We start from the raw sequence: 17,827 nt of genomic DNA on the forward strand, positions 1-17,827 counted from the left end.
TCGATGATCGGCATGATCGTGCCGATCTCGTTGTTGGCCCACATCACCGTGACCAGGGCGGTCTCTTCGGCGTAGACGGCCAGGGCATCACGCAGTGCCTGCGGTGACACCCGACCCAGATCATCGACGGGCAGCCAGGTGACCTGCGCGCCCTCGTGCTTCTCGAGCCATTCGACGGCGTCCAGAACGGCATGGTGTTCGACGGAGCTCGCCAGGATCCGGACCCGGGCAGGGTCGGCATCGCGACGGGCCCAGAAGATGCCCTTCACAGCGAGGTTGTCGCTCTCGGTGCCACCGGAGGTGAAGATCACCTCGGACGGTCGTGCGCCGAGATCGGCGGCGATGGACTCACGCGCCTCCTCGATCCGACGGCGGGCCGCACGGCCGGAACCGTGCAACGACGACGCGTTACCGACCGTGGAAAAGACATCGATCATCGCCTGAACGGCAGCAGGCACCATCGGGGTGGTAGCTGCGTGGTCCAGGTAGACGGGAGAATCGGCACTGCGGGCAGAGGTCATGACCCGACCAGGATAGCTCAGGCGCTCAATCGCTCCGTCCCGTCGATCCGCTCACCAGGCGCTGCCGGCGCCGGATCGATGATGTCGTGCGCCACGAAATCGATGTCCTCGGCCCCGCGTACCGCTCTCTCACACCGCGCCGCGAGGTCCCACCGCGACTCTCCCGGATACTCGATCCGGGCCAGACGGATCTCCGCGGTGACCCCCTTGTGACGAATGATGCGCCGGATCGACTGCCCGATCGTCTCGTCGCCGACGAAACACAGTCCAGTGGTGAGTGCACCGTCCAATCCCGTATACCGCAGCGAAATGGGCTGGACCGGGCATTCCGCATCGATCGCAGCCTGGAACATCGCGGGCCGGAATCCCCCGTAGGCACGGCCACACCAGGTGGTGCCCTCGGGAAACACCACCACTCGCTCCCCGTCCCGCAGCCTGCCCGTGATGGTCGCCACGGTGTCCGGGAGCGCGCGCAGGCGGTGACGGTCGATGGGAACCACTCGCATTCGCCGCGCGAGCGATCCCAGAACGGGCCAATCGAGAAGATCGGCCCGGGCTACGAAGTTCGCCGGCGCGATGGCGCTGAGCACCAGCACATCGGTCCACGACACGTGACCGGCGACGACCAGGATCCCGCCGGTATGCCGCCGTTTTCCGCGCTGATCGGCGATCACCAGTCGCACACCCACGCAGCGAAGCAGGATCCACGAGTAACGCCGCTGCAGAGCGGTCCGATGCGACCGGGGCAGTATCCAACCCGCCGTGAGCAACGGCGCTGTCGCGAGCGCGGCCGCCACCAGAATCCACCGGCAGGCCACTGTAATATTCGACACAGTGGCCGTCTGCGGCGGCAGACACCCCTCCCCACACGGACTCGACGGCATCCACGCGTGCGCGATCTCCGATTCCTGGCCGGAAACCACGACGCTCATGCCTGGATCCCGGCTTCGAGGGTCGCCGACGCGGAACGCAGTCGTTCCAGGTATCGCTCGTTCGTGCTGTGGAGTCCTTGCAGTGCAACGAAGTCGGCGACCCCGAAGTCGGGGTCGTGCGCGGGTTCGCCGCACACCTTTGCTCCGAGTCGGAGATAGCCGCGCAACAGCGGGGGAAGAACCGGCCGGCCCGTCGGGGCGATTTCGTCGAGGGACCGCCCGTCGACGCGTACGGGATTGTGCGGGACGGCCCGGGCGGCCGGATCGTTGCCGTACTTCTCGAGCAGGAAGTCACGCACGCCGCGCACATTGGAACCCGGCACGGCGCCGGGGTGTTCCTGCATCGGGACCGACACGCAGCCCATCACCCAGTGGTAGCCGGTCAGCTGGAGGTAATGGAGGATGCCGGCCCACATCAGGCTCAGGACCGACCCTGAACGGTGTGCGGGGTCGACGCACGCCCGGCCCATCTCGACGATCCGGTTGCCGACGGGATCGAGGGCCGAGACGTCGAATTCGGTCGCGGTGTAATAGCCGCCGGCATCGGCTGCGGCGTCCGGCGGAAGCATGCGGTAGCAACCGACGAAGTCACCGGTCTCCTCATGGCGTACCAGCAGATGATCACAGAATTCGTCGAAGCGGTCGGCATCGAGCTCCTCCGCGACCGGCGGAATCGAGAATCCGGGCTCGGAAGCGAACACCCGGTACCGCAGACGCTGGGCGGCGATCCGAAGCTCACGGTCGGAGGAGACGACCAGGGAGTACTTGGGCGGAATTACAACAGAATCTGCGGAATCACTCGCGGCGCGAAGAACAGACGAAGTTGTCATGGCGCAGGTCTACCGAGCCACGGCGGCGCCGGGGCATCGACCAGATGTCGTGTCGATGCAGGCCGGATGAACGCGCAGAGACGACTGCGGCCCCGCTCCCGAGACGGGAACGGGGCCGCACGCCGGTGGGTATCAGCCCTTGTGCGACTTGACAGCTTCGGTGAGCTGCGGAGCGACGTTGAACAGGTCGCCGACGATGCCGAAGTCCGCGATCTCGAAGATCGGAGCTTCCTCGTCCTTGTTCACAGCGACGATGGTCTTCGACGTCTGCATACCTGCACGGTGCTGGATGGCACCGGAGATGCCGAGCGCGATGTACAGCTGCGGGGACACCGTCTTACCGGTCTGACCGACCTGAAACTGGCCCGGATAGTAACCCGAGTCCACCGCGGCACGCGAAGCGCCGACAGCGGCACCGAGCGAGTCGGCGAGGTCTTCGACGACCGAGAACTTGTCGGCACTGCCGACACCGCGACCACCGGACACGACCACGGTCGCCTCGGTGAGCTCGGGACGGTCGCCACCGACGATCGGATCACGCGAGGTGATCTTGACCGCGCTCTCGTCCTGAGCCGGAACCTCGACGACGACCTTCTCGCCGGCCGCGGATTCGGGTTTCGCCTCGACGGCACCCGGACGGACCGAGATGACCGGGACCTCACCGTTAGCCTTCGCATCGACGGTGAACGCGCCACCGAAGATGGAGTGCACGGCGGTGCCGTCGGATTTCACATCGACGACGTCGACGAGCAGGCCGGAGCCGATGCGGGCCGCAAGGCGTCCGGAGACCTCCTTGCCCTCGACGCTGGCGGCGGTGATGACCGCAGCCGGGGACGCCGACTCGACGAGCGACGCGAGAACGTCGACCTTGGGGGTGATCAGGTACCCCTCGATGTCGTCCGACTCGGCCACGTAGATCTTGGCCGCACCCGCCGCTGCGAGGGCATCGGCGAGCTTGTCGGCGGTGCCGGCGGGGCCGGTGACCACTGCGGACGGTTCACCGAGCGCACGCGCCGCGGTGATGAGTTCGGTGCTGACCTTCTTCAGGGCACCCTCTGCGTGCTCGACGAGCACCAGTACTTCTGCCATGTCTGAAACTCTCCCTGTATGTGTCTGCTGGTCTGTGGAGGGCGCGGTCAGATGATCTTCTGGCCCACGAGGTATGCGGCGATCTTGCTGCCGCCGTCGCCCTCGTCCACGATGCGCTCACCAGCGGTACGCGGGGGCTTGGGGGTGGAGGCGATCACGGTGGTGCCTGCGTTGGCGACACCGACGGTGTCCGGGTCGACGCCGAGGTCGGCCAGGGTGTAAGTGAGAACTTCCTTCTTCTTCGCGGCCATGATGCCCTTGAAGGAGGGGAAGCGGGGTTCGTTGATCTTTTCGGTCACGCTGACGATGGCCGGAAGGCTCGCCTCGAGTCCGAAGACACCCTCGTCGGTCTCGCGTTCGCCCGTGACCTTGCCGTCGGCGACGGTGAGCTTGCGCAGCTGGGTGAGCTGCGGGATGCCCAGGTACTCGGCGATGATCGCGGGAACTGCGCCGACGCGGCCGTCGGTGGCCTCGTTGCCGGCGATGATCAGGTCTGCGGGCTCACCGTTCTCGAAGGTGATCTGCCCGAGCGCTGCGGCCAGCGTCCACGCGGTCTGGATCGCGTCGGAGCCGTGGAGCGCCGGGTCGTTGATGTGCACAGCCTTGTCGGCACCCATGGAGAGGGCCTTGCGGATGGCGTCGGTGGCGCGGTCCGGACCTGCGGACACCACGGTCACCTCACCGCCCTGCGCCTCCTTGATCAGAAGCGCTTCCTCGACGGCGCGCTCGTTGATCTCGTCGAGCACGGCATCGGCGGCCTCGCGGTCAAGCGTGAAGTCGCCGTCGGTGAGCTTGCGCTCTGACCACGTGTCGGGGACCTGCTTGATCAAAACAACGATGTTCGTCATGGGTCTTCGTCGACCTCCTGTGTTTTCTTGCGTGGTTTCGGTGAGGTGCTCCGCGTGGGCCGAGCTCTCGTCTTCGTTAGGTCTACGCACGAATGCTGTGCGTCAGATTACCTCACGCTAAGTTACCCGCCGGTAACTTGCGCGGAAGCCTTGTTCACCATAAGGCCGAAGAGCCCCTGAAGTCCTGTGATGTGGACCACCTGGATCACTGTGAACCCGAGGGGCACTAACCTCGCTCCGGTGAGCGAATCATTTGTCGGCGACCGCAAGGACGCACCACTTCCCCTGACCGGGGAACGAACTGTGCCCGGAATTCCGGAGGAGAACTACTGGTTCCGACGCCATGAGGTGGTGTACCGCGACCTGCTCGCGCGCTGCGTGGACCGCACGGTTCTCGAGGCCGGATCCGGAGAAGGATACGGCGCCAACATGATTGCCGGGGTCGCCCGCCACGTGACGGGGCTGGACTACGACATCACGGCGGTCGAACACGTCCGGGCGCGGTACCCCCGGGTCGAGATGCTGCACGGCAATCTCGCGGAGCTCCCCCTCGGCGACGCCTCGGTCGAGACGATCGTCAATTTCCAGGTGATCGAGCACCTGTGGGACCAGGCGCAGTTCCTGCGGGAGTGCTTCCGCGTGCTGTCCCCGGGCGGTGAGCTTCTTGTCAGCACACCCAACCGCATCACGTTCTCCCCGGGGCGCGACACACCGCTCAACCCTTTCCACACCCGGGAACTCGACGCCGCCGAACTGACCGATCTCCTCGAGAAGGCCGGTTTCACCGTGTCACTCATGGCCGGCGTCCATCACGGCGACCGGCTGAAGGCACTCGATGCCAAGTACGGCGGCTCGTTCATCAACGCCCAGATCGAACGTGCACTCGCTGGACAGCCGTGGCCCGAGGATCTGGCCCGGGACGTCGAGGGCATCGCCACCGAAGATTTCGTCCTCCAGGAGAGCACGATCGACGACAGCCTCGACTTGGTGGCCGTCGCGGTGAAGGATCCGATTCGGTGACCGAAACGACCACCCGCACCGATGCGGGCGACACCGAACCCGGCATGTTCTGTCTGGTTCTGCACTCGCATCTGCCCTGGCTCGCCCATCACGGCCGCTGGCCGGTCGGCGAGGAGTGGTTGTACCAGTCGTGGGCGGCGTCCTACCTGCCGCTGACCGCCATGCTGCGCCGGCTCTCCGACGAGGGGCGCTCCCACCTCCTCACCCTGGGCCTCACCCCAGTTCTCGCAGCTCAGCTCGATGATCCCCACTGCCTGTCCGGCATGCACCACTGGCTCGGCAACTGGCAGATCCGTGCTCACGAAGCCGCCGGGATGCCCGACGACGCCCACCGCGATCTCGGCGCCCGCGAACACCGCGCATCGGCAGCGGCACTCGAAGACTTCGAACTGCGATGGCGGCACGGGGGTTCGCCGGTCCTGCGCGATCTACTCGACCGCGGTGCATTCGAACTGCTCGGCGGTCCTCTGGCGCACCCGTTCCAGCCGCTGCTCGATCCGCGTCTGAGGGCGTTCTCCCTGAGCGAGGGTCTTGCCGACGCCGCCGCTCGATGGAATCACCGGCCCACCGGCATCTGGGCTCCCGAGTGTGGCTATACCCCCGGCATGGAGATCGGATACCACCACGCCGGTGTCACGCATTTCATGGTCGACGGCCCCGCGCTGCGAGGCAACACGTCGCTCGGCCGTCCGGTCCGGGAATCCGACGTCGTGGCATTCGGCCGCGACCTGAAGGTGAGCTACCGCGTGTGGTCGCCCAAGTCCGGTTATCCCGGCCACAGCGCATATCGAGACTTTCACACTTACGACCACGCCACGGGCCTCAAGCCTGCCCGGGTCACCGGCCGAACCGTCGACTCGGCCGACAAGGCACCCTACGATCCCGCATTGGCGGCTGCGGCGGTCGACAAGCACGTGGCCGATTTCGTGGCCGGAGTGCGCGCACGGTTGCGGGACGAGTCCGAGCGGATCGGACGTCCCGCGCTCGTCGTCGCCGCGTTCGATACCGAACTGTTCGGACATTGGTGGCACGAGGGCCCGGAGTGGCTCGAGAAAGTCCTACGGGCACTACCCGAGGCCGGAATCCGTGTCGGCACACTCGACCAGGCACGTCGCGAAGGCTATGTGGGCGAGCCCGTGCAACTCGAGAATTCGTCGTGGGGCTCCGGCAAGGATTGGCGGGTATGGGCAGGTGACCAGGTCGCGGATCTGGTGCAGCTCAACGCGGAAGTGGTGTCGACCGCACTCGACACCGTCGACAAGGCACGCAGCACCCGATCGGCGCCCGGACGTCCCGAGCTCCGGAACCGTGTCCACGACCAGCTGCTTCGGGAGGCGCTCCTGACGGTGTCGAGCGACTGGGCGTTCATGGTGAGCAAGGATTCGGCCGCGGGATACGCCCGCGACCGCGCGCACAAGCACGCGCATGCCACACGCGAAATCGCCGCGGCCGTCGCCGCGGGCAAGGATGCGCTCGCGTCGCGACTCGCCGCGGGCTGGAACGGCGCGGACGGGCTGTTCGCCGGCCTCGACGCCAGACGGCTGCCCGCACCCGGCCGTGCCACGGGAGGAACATCGTGAAGATTCTCATCGTTTCCTGGGAGTACCCGCCCGTCGTCGTCGGAGGCCTCGGACGCCACGTCCATCACCTCGCCACCGAACTCGCCGCGGCCGGGCACGAGGTGGTGGTGCTGTCGCGACGGCCGTCGGGAACGGACGCGTCGACCCATCCCACCGTCACCCGCATCGAGGACGGCGTTCTCGTGGTGGCCGTCGCCGAGGATCCACCGCACTTCGTGTTCGGCGAGGACATGCTGGCGTGGACACTCGCGATGGGACACGCGATGGTGCGTGCGGGAGTCGCACTGCACAAACCGGGTGTCGGCGACGGCTGGCATCCCGACGTGGTGCACGCCCACGACTGGCTGGTTGCGCATCCGGCCATCGCGCTGGCCGAATTCTATGACGTGCCGCTGGTTTCCACGCTGCACGCCACGGAGGCCGGACGGCACAGCGGTTGGGTGTCCGGGCGCATCAACCGGCAGGTGCACTCCGTCGAGTGGTGGCTGGCCAACGAATCCGACGCGCTGATCACGTGTTCGGCCTCCATGCACGACGAGGTGACCGCCCTCTACGGTCCCCAACTCCCACCGATCACGGTCATTCGCAACGGTATCGACCTCACCACCTGGAACTTCCGCGAACGCGCACCGCGTTCAGGTCCGCCCCGACTGCTGTTCGTCGGACGACTCGAGTACGAGAAGGGCGTCCAGGACGCGATCGCCGCTCTACCGCGGATCCGGCGCAGTCACCCCGGCACGACGCTGGCCGTCGCGGGCGAGGGCACCCAGTTCACGTGGCTGTATCAGCAGGCCCGCACCCATCGCGTGGCACGCGCGGTCAACTTCCTCGGCAATCTCGATCACGTCGAACTGCTGGGCTGGCTGCACGGCGCCGACGCGATCGTGCTGCCCAGTCGCTACGAACCGTTCGGCATCATCGCGCTCGAGGCGGCGGCGTCCGGAACGCCGCTGGTGACTTCCACCGCCGGAGGCCTCGGTGAGGCGGTCGTCGACGGCGTGACGGGCATGTCGTTCCAGCCGGGCGACGTCAGCGGGCTCACGTCCGCGGTCCGTGAGGTTCTCGACGACCCTGTCGCGGCCCAGCAGCGCGCGGTGGCTGCACGCGAGCGTCTCACCTCGGACTTCGACTGGCACAAGGTGGCCGAGGACACGGTGTCCGTCTACTCCGGCGCCAAGCGGCGCGTACGGCATCCCTTGGCGCGGCCGGAGATTCCCGAACGGCCTCTGCCCGGCCGCTGACGAACCGCCCACCGTCTGGTGCCACCGAAGCCGGATCGAGCCGCACAGCGAGGGCGAACTTCCCAGGGGCAGACGACTACGCCACCCGTCAGTTCTCGCTCGCGGCCTTCTTCCGTGCGATGTCCTCGAGAGCCGCGATGTACTTTGCCCGGTCCGCGGCGCCGGCCTCCCACTCGGCCTTGCGGTTCTTCACCACCCTGGCGGGCGAACCGACCGCAATGCTGAAGTCCGGGATGTCGCCCCGCACCACCGCATGCGCGCCGAGCACACAGCCACGTCCGACCCGCGTGTTGCGGAGCACGGTGACCTTGGCGGCGATCCAGGTGTCGGGACCGATCCGCACCGGACTCTTCACGATGCCTTGGTCCTTGATCGGCACGTTGACATCATCCATCCGGTGATCGAAATCGGTGATGTAGCACCAGTCGGCGACGAGGGTGGACGCCCCGATCTCGATGTCGAGATACGTGTTGACCACGTTGTCCTTGCCGAAGACCACCTTGTCGCCGATGCGCAGCGATCCCTCATGGCACCGGATCGCGTTGCCGTCGCCGACGTGTACCCAGCGGCCGATCTCGAGCCGCGAGAGATCGGGCGTCGAGTGGATCTCCACGCGCTTGCCGAGAAACACCATTCCCCGCACGATCACGTGCGGATTGGCAAGCTTGAACTTCGCCAACCGGTAGTACCGCACCAGGTACCACGGCGTGTACGCCTTGTTCGCCAGCACCCATCTGAGCGAGGCGAGTGTGAGGAACCGGGCCTGTTCACTCTCGCGCCGCCGAGATCCTCGCCACCTCGAACGCAACGGTGCGCCCCACATGCTCGTCATAGCGTGCCAGCCTACGTTCAGGTGCTCCCACCGCGTACGGGGTGGTGCCGGGACGTGTTCGGTAGACCCGGAACGGCCTACGACACCGCGGCCTCGTCGGGGTGTGCCGGTCGTACGAGTCTTTCGGGATAGTCTCTGGGCCGAGCGTGTGTCGAAGAGGACGTGACAGGAAGGCGAGGAGATGTGATGCGGCGGGTTCTACGTTCGTCAGTTCTGACGCTGGCGGCGATCTCGGCTGTTGCCGTCAGCGGCTGCAGCAGCGAACCGCAGGTCGATGACATCTTCTCGGCGGGCGGGTGGCCCGGGATACACGCCGATGCGCGCAACAGTGATACCAGCCCGGTGACCGGTTCCCGTGACATCTCCCTCGCCTGGTCCCGGCCGATAGGTGGGCCGGTCGCCGCCTACGCGTCGGTCGCCGCGAACGGTCAGATATTCCTCACCTCTCGCACCGAGAAGGGTTGCAATCTCTTCTCGTTCCAGATGGAGAGCGGCCGCAAACGCTGGTGCCGCCAGCTGAACCCCGGCGTGGTGGCCTCCACGCCCATCGTCGACGGAGCAGCCAACGTCTACGTCGGCGAGAGCGGGGCCATGAACTCGTTCAACGAGCACGGTCAGCTGCGGTGGCGCACACCGGTGGTCGGAACGCCGCTGTCCGCGCAATTCACCGGCGACGGCCATCTCCTGTTCATCACCCAACTCGGCCAGATCAACGTCCTCGACACCCAGACCGGCCAGAAGGTGGTAGCCCCCTACGACCTGATTCCGCCGCCGTCCGCGACCGACGGCGCAGCGGGTGTGGCCGTGCTGCCCGACGACAAGGGACTGAACACCTGCTTCTTCGGATCATCCGAGTGCCCGGTGGCCAATACACCGGCCATCGATCTCGAGTCCGGCAAGTTCTACTTCACGTTCTTCGCTCCCGGCGCGCCCGTGGCAGAACTGGTCGCCATGAAGTACTCCGGCGGGGACGATCCGGCGATCACGCAGGAGTGGTCGAGCGACACCCTTCCCGGCGGGAGCGCCGCCAGTCCCGACCTGTCGGCCGACGGTTCCGTGGTGTACACCAACGACAACGAGGGTAAGTTGTGGGCCCTCGACACCGAGACCGGCGACACCAGATGGAGTTACGACATCGGATTCGCCGCCGCGGGCAGTCCTTCCACCTCGGCCGAAGGGATCCTGATTCCCGCAGGCGGCGCCGGAGGTCATCTCCTGGCCCTGCAGGACAACGGCGATCAGGCCGAACTTCTCTGGGAACGAAAGGATCTGTTGCAACTGGGTGTCCCTGCGCAAACCGAAGGTTCCACAGGTTACACGGTGGTCCGTGAGGGCGACGACGGACTGGCCCTGATCACCTTCGACACTTCGACCGGCGAAACCCTCGACCAGGACACCCTTCCGGGGGCCACCGGATTCACCGTCGGTACGTCCATCGGACCGAAAGGTGAGGTGCTGACCCCGACCCTCATCGGTGAGCTGTTCGTCCTTCGCTGACCCGTGGTGGATCGCAAATGAATGCGACCCCCGCGCGGCCTATTCGGGTGATCACCACACTGAGCGAGCGGCTTCCTCGCAGCTTCAGGCGGGGTCGCAAGACCGCCGGATCCACGTCCACACCGCGTACGAGGATCTCGGCCACCCCACAGTCGAGTCGCGACAGTTCCTGACGTAACGACTTCTCCGAATACTTGATCTGATCGAGCACCCGGAACCCACGGACGCCCTCCGGGACCGAGTTCCCGGTGAGGTAGGCGATCCGCGGATCGAGCTGCCAGAGCCCATGCCGCGCAGCGTAGTGCCGCACCAGTCCGGCGCGCACCACGGCGCCGTGCGGATCGATGATCCATTCCCCGGGCCCCCGTTCGGGAATCTCGTCGTCCTCAGCGTCCGTTACCGTCTCCAGTGTGCCGTCCGAGCCCAGTACACTGGCCCGGCGCGTGATACCCCTACCCGACAGTCCCGGTGACCACAGGCATGCCTCCCGCACCCCGCCGTCGAGAGAGACCACCTCCACCTCCCCGTCCCATCCGAGCCGATCGACATCGAGCCCGGGGGCGCACTTCACGACGAGGTCACGGCCGCGGTAGGTGTCGATCAGATCCGGCAGGGGCGGCTCGAGCGCAGCGGGATCATGTGTCCGTTTACCGCCGGACCGGCGCGCCGGGTCCGCGAGGACGATGGTTCCGCGCGTGCAGGGCACGAGTGCATCGGCGCGGAGAACCGCTGCGCCCGGCACGTTGTGCGCGGCCATGAGGAGCCGGACCGCGTCGAGGTCGCTGCCGATCACGGTTCCGGCCACACCGACGAGCGCCGACAGTTCCGCCCCGATGGAGCAGGTGACGTCGTGGACGTCCCGTCCGGCCAATCGCAGCGCCCGATGGGCTGCGACATGGCGGGGTGTCGCCTGCTGCAGAGCCTCGTCGGTGAAGAACCAGTCCGCGGTGCCGGGAAGTTTCGCCGCGGCCTTGCGCCGCAACAGGACGGTCTCCACCAGCAACGGCGCACGGAAACCGAAACGTGTACGCGCCCAGCCGATGTCGGCCAAGCGCGTGGACGTTGTCAGGGAGAGGCCGTCCACCACGGCGAGAGCGGCTGTCCCGGAGGGAGTCTGCAGGAATGCCACGTCCTCCGCAGTGAACGCATAGCCCAATTCAGTTACCGGGCTTCACGCCGGTGATCATGACGTTGTAGAAGAATCCGCGCGGCACCACGTGGCGGAGTATCTTCTCGTCGACCCAGCTGAGCGTCTTCCAGCCGGTGAAGGCGAAGCGTCCCCAGCCCCATCCCAGCTTCTCCGGCGGCACCGCCGCCTCGAAAGTGCGTACGGGCCAGCCGAGCAATGCGGCCGCGAACTCTTCGGTCACGGCATGGACCTGCTGTGCACCAGCGGATTTCGCCATCTTCTCGAGGTGACCCGGATCGAACGTGTGCAGGTCGACGACGGCCTCGAGGGCTGCCGCTCGCGAAGACTCGTCCAGCTCTGCCTGCGGCCGCCGCCAATCGGCGAGGAACGGCAGCTTGGTGATCCGGGTGGTGGCCTCCCAGGTTGCGCGGCCGAGCCAGCGGGCGTAGAAGTTACCGATGGTGGTGGGCTCACCGGCGAACACGAATCGCCCACCGGGCGAGAGCACTCGGAGCACCTCACGCAGCGACTGCTCGACGTCGGGAATGTGATGGAGCACGGCGTGACCCACGACGAGGTCGAAGGTGTCGTCCTCGTACGGAATGGTCTCGGCGTCGGCGACACGGCCGTCGACCGGCAGCCCCAGACCCTTCGCGTTGCGAAGCGCGACCTTGACCATGCCCGGGGACAGATCGGTGACCGAGCCGGTCTTCGCGACACCACCCTGCATCAGATTGAGAAGAAAGAACCCGGTGCCGCAGCCGAGCTCGAGGGCCCGCTCGTAGGGCAGCGGCTGGGGTCCCGCCACCGCGTCGAAACGCCCCCGTGCATAGTCGATGCACCGCTCGTCATACGAAATCGACCACTTCTCGTCGTACGTCTCGGCTTCCCAGTCGTGATACAGCACCTGGGCGAGTTTGGTGTCCTTCAGCGCAGCCTCGACCTCCGCGGCCGTTGCGTGCGGATTCGGAGCTGGGTCGTCGTGGGCGCTTGCAGTCATGCGGCAAATCCTACTCGCTGGTAAGAGGGAACAGGTTCTAGTTTCGGGACACCAGGCTACTCGCCTGTGAACTGAGCCTTACCTGGCCCGTTGGCGATGAAGGATTCCATACCGATCGACCGGTCCCGGGTGGCGAACAGTGCGGTGAACACGTGCCGTTCCACCGCCAGACCGCTGGTCAGGTCGACATCCAGGCCCTGGTCTATCGCGGCCTTGGCCGCTGCCAACGCCCGGCCGGCGCCCTTGGTGAACTGGGACGCCCAGCGCCGCGCGGCCTCGTAGACGTCGTCCGGCGCCACGACCTCGTCGACCAGTCCGATCGCGAGCGCTTCCTCTGCGTCGACGAATCGGCCGGTGAACACCAGATCCTTCGCCTTGGCGGGGCCGATCAGCCGGGCGAGGCGCTGGGTTCCGCCGCCGCCGGGAATGATGCCCAGCAGGATCTCGGGAACACCGAGCTTCGCGTTGTCTCCCGCGATGCGGCGATCCGCAGACAGGGCGACTTCCAATCCACCCCCGAGCGCGTAGCCGGTAATGGCCGCCACCGTGGGCTTCGGGATCTCGGACACCGCCGCGATGTCGGCCTGCAAGTCGGCGATGACGTCGCTGATCTGACCGAAGTCCATCTCGGCCATCTCCTTGACGTCGGCGCCGGCCGCGAAGACCTTCTCGCCGCCGTAGACGATGACGGCCTTGACGTCGGAATCGACGGTGGCCTGCCGCGCGGCGGCCCTGAGTTCCTGCTGAACCTGCCGGTTCAGGGCATTCATCGGCGGACGTGCGAGCCGGATAGTACCGATACCGTCGGATACCTCGAGGGTGACAAACTCAGCCATGAGGCAAAGGCTACTTGCCTGCTTCCGTTGTCTTCTTCCGGGCCGCCCACGGATGCGAACCGGCCTCGTAATAGCCGTCCTGCCCCGGGAATTCGACCCGGAACCGCTCCTCGTCCGCGATCAGCGTCGGCAGGATCACCGGGATCTCCGGTTCGGCGGCGAGGACCTCGGCGACCGATCCGAAATCCGTGAGCGCCGTCAACTGCGTCCAGGTGGGTGGGAGAAGGATGCTCCCACCGGACCTCCAGTGCTCGAGCGCCGAAGCGGGTGTTCGCCACGTCACCGCTTCCGCCTCGGACGTGGCGCCGTCCGCGATCTGACCGTGCGGCGCTGCAGCTACGAAGAACCGGGTGTCGTACCGGCGTTCCTCACCGACCGGAGTGATCCAGTTGGCCCAGGGCCTCAGCAGGTCCGCACGCAGCACGAGGTCCTCGCGCGCCAGGAAGTCGCTGAACGACAGTTCACGCTTCTCCAGTTGCTCCCGAGCCTGCCCGTAGCGGGCGGTGTCCGCTACCACCGTCTCCGCACTCGGGCCCGCGAGAAGCACGCCGCACTCCTCGAACGTCTCCCGGACCGCGGCGCACACCAGGGCCTTCGCGAGCGCGGCATCGGTCTGAAACCTCTCGGCCCACCATTCGACGGGCGGACCCGCCCATTCGACCGTGGTATCGGCATCGGACGGATCGACTCCGCCACCGGGAAACACCGTCATTCCGCCGGCAAAGGCCATGCCCTTGACGCGACGGATCAGAAACACCTCGAGCCCGGCACCCGCTGCGTCGTCGCGGATCAGCATGACGGTGGAGGCGTGTTTCGGTATCACCTCGGCGCCGGCACCCGGCGTCTGCTCCTGCTTCGAGACCATGTCCCGGAACCTACGCTTCCGGTGACCGCGGACGCCTTCCGGGTCCCGGGGCGGATCCACTCACCGGCGGTGGGCGCCGGGTACACGCGTCCGGCGCGCGAAGAACCGGCCGTCCACCTTGTCCAGGCTGATCGACTGGCTGAATGCTTCGCTGAGATTCTCGGCCGTGATCACCTGATCCAGCAGTCCCTGCGACACCACCTGGCCCTCCTTCAACAGGAGCGCATGGGTGAATCCGGGTGGAATCTCCTCGACATGATGGGTGATCAGGACCGTGGCCGGGGCCTCGGGATCGGCTGCGAGGTCGGTCAGCCGCGCAACAAGTTCCTCTCGGCCACCGAGATCCAGTCCTGCGGCCGGCTCGTCGAGCAGCAACAGCTCGGGGTCGGTCATCAGGGCCCGCGCGATGAGGACGCGCTTGCGCTCGCCCTCCGAGAGGGTCCCGTACGAGCGGTCGGCGAGATGCTCCGCGCCGAGGCTTTCGAGCATCTCGACAGCGCGCTCGGTATCCATGCTCTCGTAACGCTCACGCCACCGGCCGAGCACTGCGTAACCAGCGGAGACAACGAGGTCGCTGACCTTCTCCTCGGGCGGCACCCGGTTGGCGAGAGCCGAGGACGACAGCCCGATACGCGGACGCAATTCGTTGATGTCGACCCGGCCCAGCCGCTCCCCCAGCAGATAAGCGGTGCCGCTCGTGGGATGTACCTCGGCGGCGGCGATCCGCAGCAACGACGTCTTCCCCGCCCCGTTCGGTCCGAGGACAACCCACCGCTCGTCGAGCTCCACCTTCCAGGTGACAGGTCCGACAAGGGTGTTGCCACCGCGGCGGAGGAGAACGTCGTCGAAGTCGATGAGGAGATCAGGATCAGGTCGATGCACGCACCCATCTTCTCGCACATGATTCGAGCATTCACGGCAGGATCAGTTGCGTGTCGTCTTCCCTCGATCCGCACCGCGCCCCGAGACGCGCGTCGTCGCCGACCCTGCGCCTGCCCGGCTCCCCGTTTCCACTGGGCGCGCACCCTCTGGGCAACGGAACCCAATTCGCCGTCCACGCCCCGGACGCCGAGTCGCTCCAGGTGTGCCTGATCTCCGCCGACGGAACCGAAACCAGGGTCGATCTCGCGCAGCAGACGTACGGCATCTGGCACGGCATCATCGAGGGTGTCGAGCCCGGACAGCGTTACGGCTACCGGGCTCACGGGCGGTGGGACCCCGCGCGGGGGGTCCGCCTGAATCCGGCCAAGCTTCTGATGGATCCGTGGGGGAGACAGATGGCCGGTGAACTCGGCGACCACGGTGCGCTGGTCTCCCACGACGGCAACCCGTTCGGCCGGGCCTCACGTGTCGACAGTCTGGGCCACACTCCCCTGTCCGTGGTGACCGCCGATCTACCCCGCACCACCGGCTTCCGGCTCGAAACGCCCTGGGAGGAAACCGTCGTCTACGAACTCCATGTGGGATCCTTCACCGCACGACACCCGGATGTTCCTCCACACCACCGTGGTACGTATCTCGGTCTCGCCGAACCCGCTGTCATCGGACACCTCGTGCGGCTCGGGGTGACGGCGGTGGAACTGCTGCCCGTGCACGCGAATGTCTCGGAACACTCCATCCGTTCCCGGGGAATGCGCAACCACTGGGGCTATTCCACCGCCTCCTTCTTCGCGCCCCATCCCGGCTACGCCGCGGTTCCCGGAGAAGAGATCAGCGAGTTCCGCACGATGGTCGACGCCCTCCACGCCGCCGGAATCGAAGTGATCCTCGACGTGGTGTTCAACCACACCTGCGAGCAGAGCATCGACGGCATCAGCCTCAGCTGGCGCGGCCTCGACGCTCCCGGTTACTACCTCCTCGACGCGCACGGCCGCGACATCGACCTCACCGGTTGTGGCAACACCGTGGACGCGAACTCCCCCATTGCCGTCCGGATGATCTGCGACAGTCTGCGTTACTGGGCACACGAGATGGGCGTGGACGGTTTCCGTTTCGACCTCGCGTCGGCACTCGGCCGTCCCCGCGGTCGCCGATTCGATTCGCGCGCCGCCGTCTTCTCCGCCATCTCGACGGATCCTGTTCTGTCCCGCTGCAAGCTGATCGCCGAACCGTGGGACGCCACCGCAGAGGGCTACCGGCTTGGCCACTTCGGACTCCAGTGGTCGGAATGGAACGACAAGTACCGCAACACCATCCGTCGATTCTGGAACGGGCACACCGGTGTCGGTGAGCTGGCTTCTCGCCTGGCCGGCTCGGAGGATCTCTTCGGTCGCCGCCGCCCCTGGGCGTCGGTCAATTTCGTCACGGCACACGACGGATTCACCGCCGCGGACCTCGTGTCGCACCGCGAGAAGCACAATGAGGCCAACGGTGAGAACAACCGGGACGGCACGGATCACAACGATTCCGTCAATCACGGTGTGGAGGGCCCCACCGAGGACCCGGACCTCCACGCCGCCCGTGCCCGGCACGTGCGCGCACTCCTCGCCACACTTGCCCTGTCGACGGGTACGCCGATGTTCACAGCCGGTGACGAGTTCGGTCACACATTGGGTGGCAACAACAACGCGTACTGTGTGCCCGCCGATACACCGCGGGAAGATGCGTGGCCTCTCGACTGGTGCGATGCGGACACCGATCTCATCGCCTTCGTCACCCGGGCTCTCGCGCTTCGCCGCGCCTCTCCCGCACTGCGGCAACCGGAATTCTTCGAGGGCAGACGCACCCCCACCGGGCATCCGGACCTGGTCTGGTTCGGGCCCGACGGCACGGAGATGGACTCCGAAGCGTGGCAGGACGACTCGCGACGCACCCTGCAGGTCTGGATCGACGGGTCCGACATCCGGTCACACACCTGCGACGGGTACCAACTGGTCGACGACAGCTGGCTTCTCGTCTTGCACTCGGCCGGCACGGCGGAGGTGAGTCCGGCCGTCCCCGAATGGTTCTACGGAACGCTGCTCGCCGAGTTCGACTCGACCACCGCGGACGGCGCACCGGAACCCGGCGGTCCTGTCTCAGGCAACGTCACCGTCTCGGTGTCCGGGCCCACCCTGCTGGTCTTCCGCGCCAGCGGATAGGTGGCCGGAGGCACATCGGTCGGGAAACCCCGCGATCACGGTGATCGATCCCGGTGCCACTTCGGTGAATCCGGCATCGCGGACCGCGACCGCACGCCCCTCGGCCACACACTGCGAAAGATGGATCCACTCCGCGGATTCGGCGTCACGCACCGTGCAGCGATATCCGGTCACCGCCCAAGCCCGAGCGGTCTCACTGCTCATCGCACCCGCCAGCAGCATCGCCGCGTGGCCCACCTGCGCCGCTGACTTACCCACCGTCATGCCGAGGGACCCGTTGATCCAGAGAACGGGAGCACCGTCTCGGACGATGGCGGGTTCGTCGTGCTCGAGATCGGTCCCACCGATCTGCAACTTCTTGATGCGCGGATCCAACTCGCCGACGGCAACGGGCACCAGTGCACGAGCCTGCGCTCCGTCGATATCGACGGTGACGCCGTCCACGTCCTGGGCAGCCCGCCACTGTGCACCCCGGGCTCGGCGGGACACCTTCCGGATGCGTGAGCCCACCCACGCGAGGTAGTCGA

General features: G+C 66.8%; 17 protein-coding genes. 5 read left to right on the forward strand and 12 right to left on the reverse strand.

Annotation, left to right across the window (positions count from 1 at the left end):
• The 5 genes from WAW17_RS27620 to WAW17_RS27640 all read right to left on the reverse strand — a co-directional run.
• The coding region (locus tag WAW17_RS27620) for a cysteine desulfurase family protein (RefSeq protein WP_422336049.1) at positions 1 to 521 on the reverse strand (521 nt) is incomplete at its 3' end.
• Positions 522 to 538: 17 nt separating this feature from the next.
• The gene (locus WAW17_RS27625) at positions 539 to 1,453 is read right to left on the reverse strand and encodes a lysophospholipid acyltransferase family protein (protein ID WP_422336050.1); all 915 of its coding nucleotides are present in this window, start codon (positions 1,451 to 1,453) and stop codon (positions 539 to 541) included.
• Positions 1,450 to 2,283, reverse strand: a complete 834-nt coding sequence (locus WAW17_RS27630) for a GNAT family N-acetyltransferase (protein ID WP_422336051.1) — start codon at positions 2,281 to 2,283, stop codon at positions 1,450 to 1,452. The genes WAW17_RS27625 and WAW17_RS27630 overlap by 4 nt, the downstream gene beginning before the upstream one ends.
• A 132-nt stretch (positions 2,284 to 2,415) precedes the next feature.
• A complete protein-coding gene (locus WAW17_RS27635) occupies positions 2,416 to 3,372 on the reverse strand; it encodes an electron transfer flavoprotein subunit alpha/FixB family protein (protein ID WP_422336052.1) in 957 nt (318 codons plus the stop codon).
• A 47-nt stretch (positions 3,373 to 3,419) separates the two neighbouring features.
• Positions 3,420 to 4,220, reverse strand: coding sequence for an electron transfer flavoprotein subunit beta/FixA family protein (locus WAW17_RS27640; RefSeq protein ID WP_422336053.1), 801 nt, complete (start codon positions 4,218 to 4,220; stop codon positions 3,420 to 3,422).
• Between the two features lie 240 nt (positions 4,221 to 4,460).
• Between WAW17_RS27640 and WAW17_RS27645 the strand changes: the two genes are divergently transcribed.
• Genes WAW17_RS27645 through WAW17_RS27655 form a run of 3 tightly spaced genes read left to right on the forward strand, consistent with a single transcriptional unit; the run spans position 4,461 to position 8,061 of the window.
• Positions 4,461 to 5,240 (forward strand): class I SAM-dependent methyltransferase, encoded by a 780-nt coding sequence (locus tag WAW17_RS27645; protein WP_422336054.1) that lies wholly within the window; start codon positions 4,461 to 4,463, stop codon positions 5,238 to 5,240.
• The gene (locus WAW17_RS27650; RefSeq protein ID WP_422336055.1) at positions 5,237 to 6,820 is read left to right on the forward strand and encodes a 1,4-alpha-glucan branching protein domain-containing protein; all 1,584 of its coding nucleotides are present in this window, start codon (positions 5,237 to 5,239) and stop codon (positions 6,818 to 6,820) included. Before WAW17_RS27645 ends, WAW17_RS27650 begins: the two co-directional genes overlap by 4 nt.
• A complete protein-coding gene (locus WAW17_RS27655) occupies positions 6,817 to 8,061 on the forward strand; it encodes a glycosyltransferase family 4 protein (protein WP_422336056.1) in 1,245 nt (414 codons plus the stop codon). The genes WAW17_RS27650 and WAW17_RS27655 overlap by 4 nt, the downstream gene beginning before the upstream one ends.
• An 88-nt stretch (positions 8,062 to 8,149) precedes the next feature.
• Here WAW17_RS27655 and WAW17_RS27660 read toward each other — a convergent pair whose 3' ends face one another.
• A complete protein-coding gene (locus tag WAW17_RS27660) occupies positions 8,150 to 8,893 on the reverse strand; it encodes an acyltransferase (RefSeq protein WP_422336057.1) in 744 nt (247 codons plus the stop codon).
• A 186-nt stretch (positions 8,894 to 9,079) separates the two neighbouring features.
• On the opposite strand from WAW17_RS27660, the gene WAW17_RS27665 reads away from it, so the two are divergent.
• Positions 9,080 to 10,390: a PQQ-binding-like beta-propeller repeat protein gene (locus WAW17_RS27665; RefSeq protein ID WP_422336058.1), complete on the forward strand. Its 1,311-nt coding sequence runs from the start codon at positions 9,080 to 9,082 to the stop codon at positions 10,388 to 10,390.
• Here WAW17_RS27665 and WAW17_RS27670 read toward each other — a convergent pair.
• Genes WAW17_RS27670 through WAW17_RS27690 form a run of 5 tightly spaced genes read right to left on the reverse strand, consistent with a single transcriptional unit; the run spans position 10,362 to position 15,102 of the window.
• Positions 10,362 to 11,546, reverse strand: a complete 1,185-nt coding sequence (locus WAW17_RS27670; protein WP_422336059.1) for a THUMP-like domain-containing protein — start codon at positions 11,544 to 11,546, stop codon at positions 10,362 to 10,364. The genes WAW17_RS27665 and WAW17_RS27670 overlap by 29 nt on opposite strands.
• Before the next feature lies 1 nt (position 11,547).
• Complete coding sequence (locus WAW17_RS27675) at positions 11,548 to 12,519, reverse strand: class I SAM-dependent methyltransferase (protein ID WP_422336060.1); 972 nt, start codon at positions 12,517 to 12,519, stop codon at positions 11,548 to 11,550.
• 56 nt (positions 12,520 to 12,575) lie between these two features.
• Entirely contained in the window at positions 12,576 to 13,355 is a 780-nt protein-coding gene (locus tag WAW17_RS27680) for an enoyl-CoA hydratase/isomerase family protein (RefSeq protein WP_422336061.1), read from the reverse strand.
• 10 nt (positions 13,356 to 13,365) lie between these two features.
• Positions 13,366 to 14,220, reverse strand: coding sequence for an NUDIX hydrolase (locus WAW17_RS27685; RefSeq protein WP_422336062.1), 855 nt, complete (start codon positions 14,218 to 14,220; stop codon positions 13,366 to 13,368).
• A gap of 60 nt (positions 14,221 to 14,280) precedes the next feature.
• Positions 14,281 to 15,102: an ABC transporter ATP-binding protein gene (locus WAW17_RS27690; protein ID WP_422336063.1), complete on the reverse strand. Its 822-nt coding sequence runs from the start codon at positions 15,100 to 15,102 to the stop codon at positions 14,281 to 14,283.
• A gap of 50 nt (positions 15,103 to 15,152) precedes the next feature.
• Between WAW17_RS27690 and glgX the strand changes: the two genes are divergently transcribed.
• Entirely contained in the window at positions 15,153 to 17,300 is a 2,148-nt protein-coding gene (glgX, locus tag WAW17_RS27695; protein WP_422336064.1) for a glycogen debranching protein GlgX, read from the forward strand.
• On the opposite strand, the gene WAW17_RS27700 is transcribed toward glgX, so the two are convergent.
• Positions 17,238 to 17,827, reverse strand: a 590-nt coding sequence (locus WAW17_RS27700) for a peptidyl-tRNA hydrolase (protein WP_422336065.1), incomplete at its 5' end; no start/stop codon positions are given. The two genes, glgX and WAW17_RS27700, sit on opposite strands and share 63 nt — an antisense overlap.

It is taken from the genome of Rhodococcus sp. (in: high G+C Gram-positive bacteria) (assembly GCF_049286785.1).
Classification (GTDB): Bacteria; Actinomycetota; Actinomycetes; order Mycobacteriales; family Mycobacteriaceae; genus Rhodococcus_F.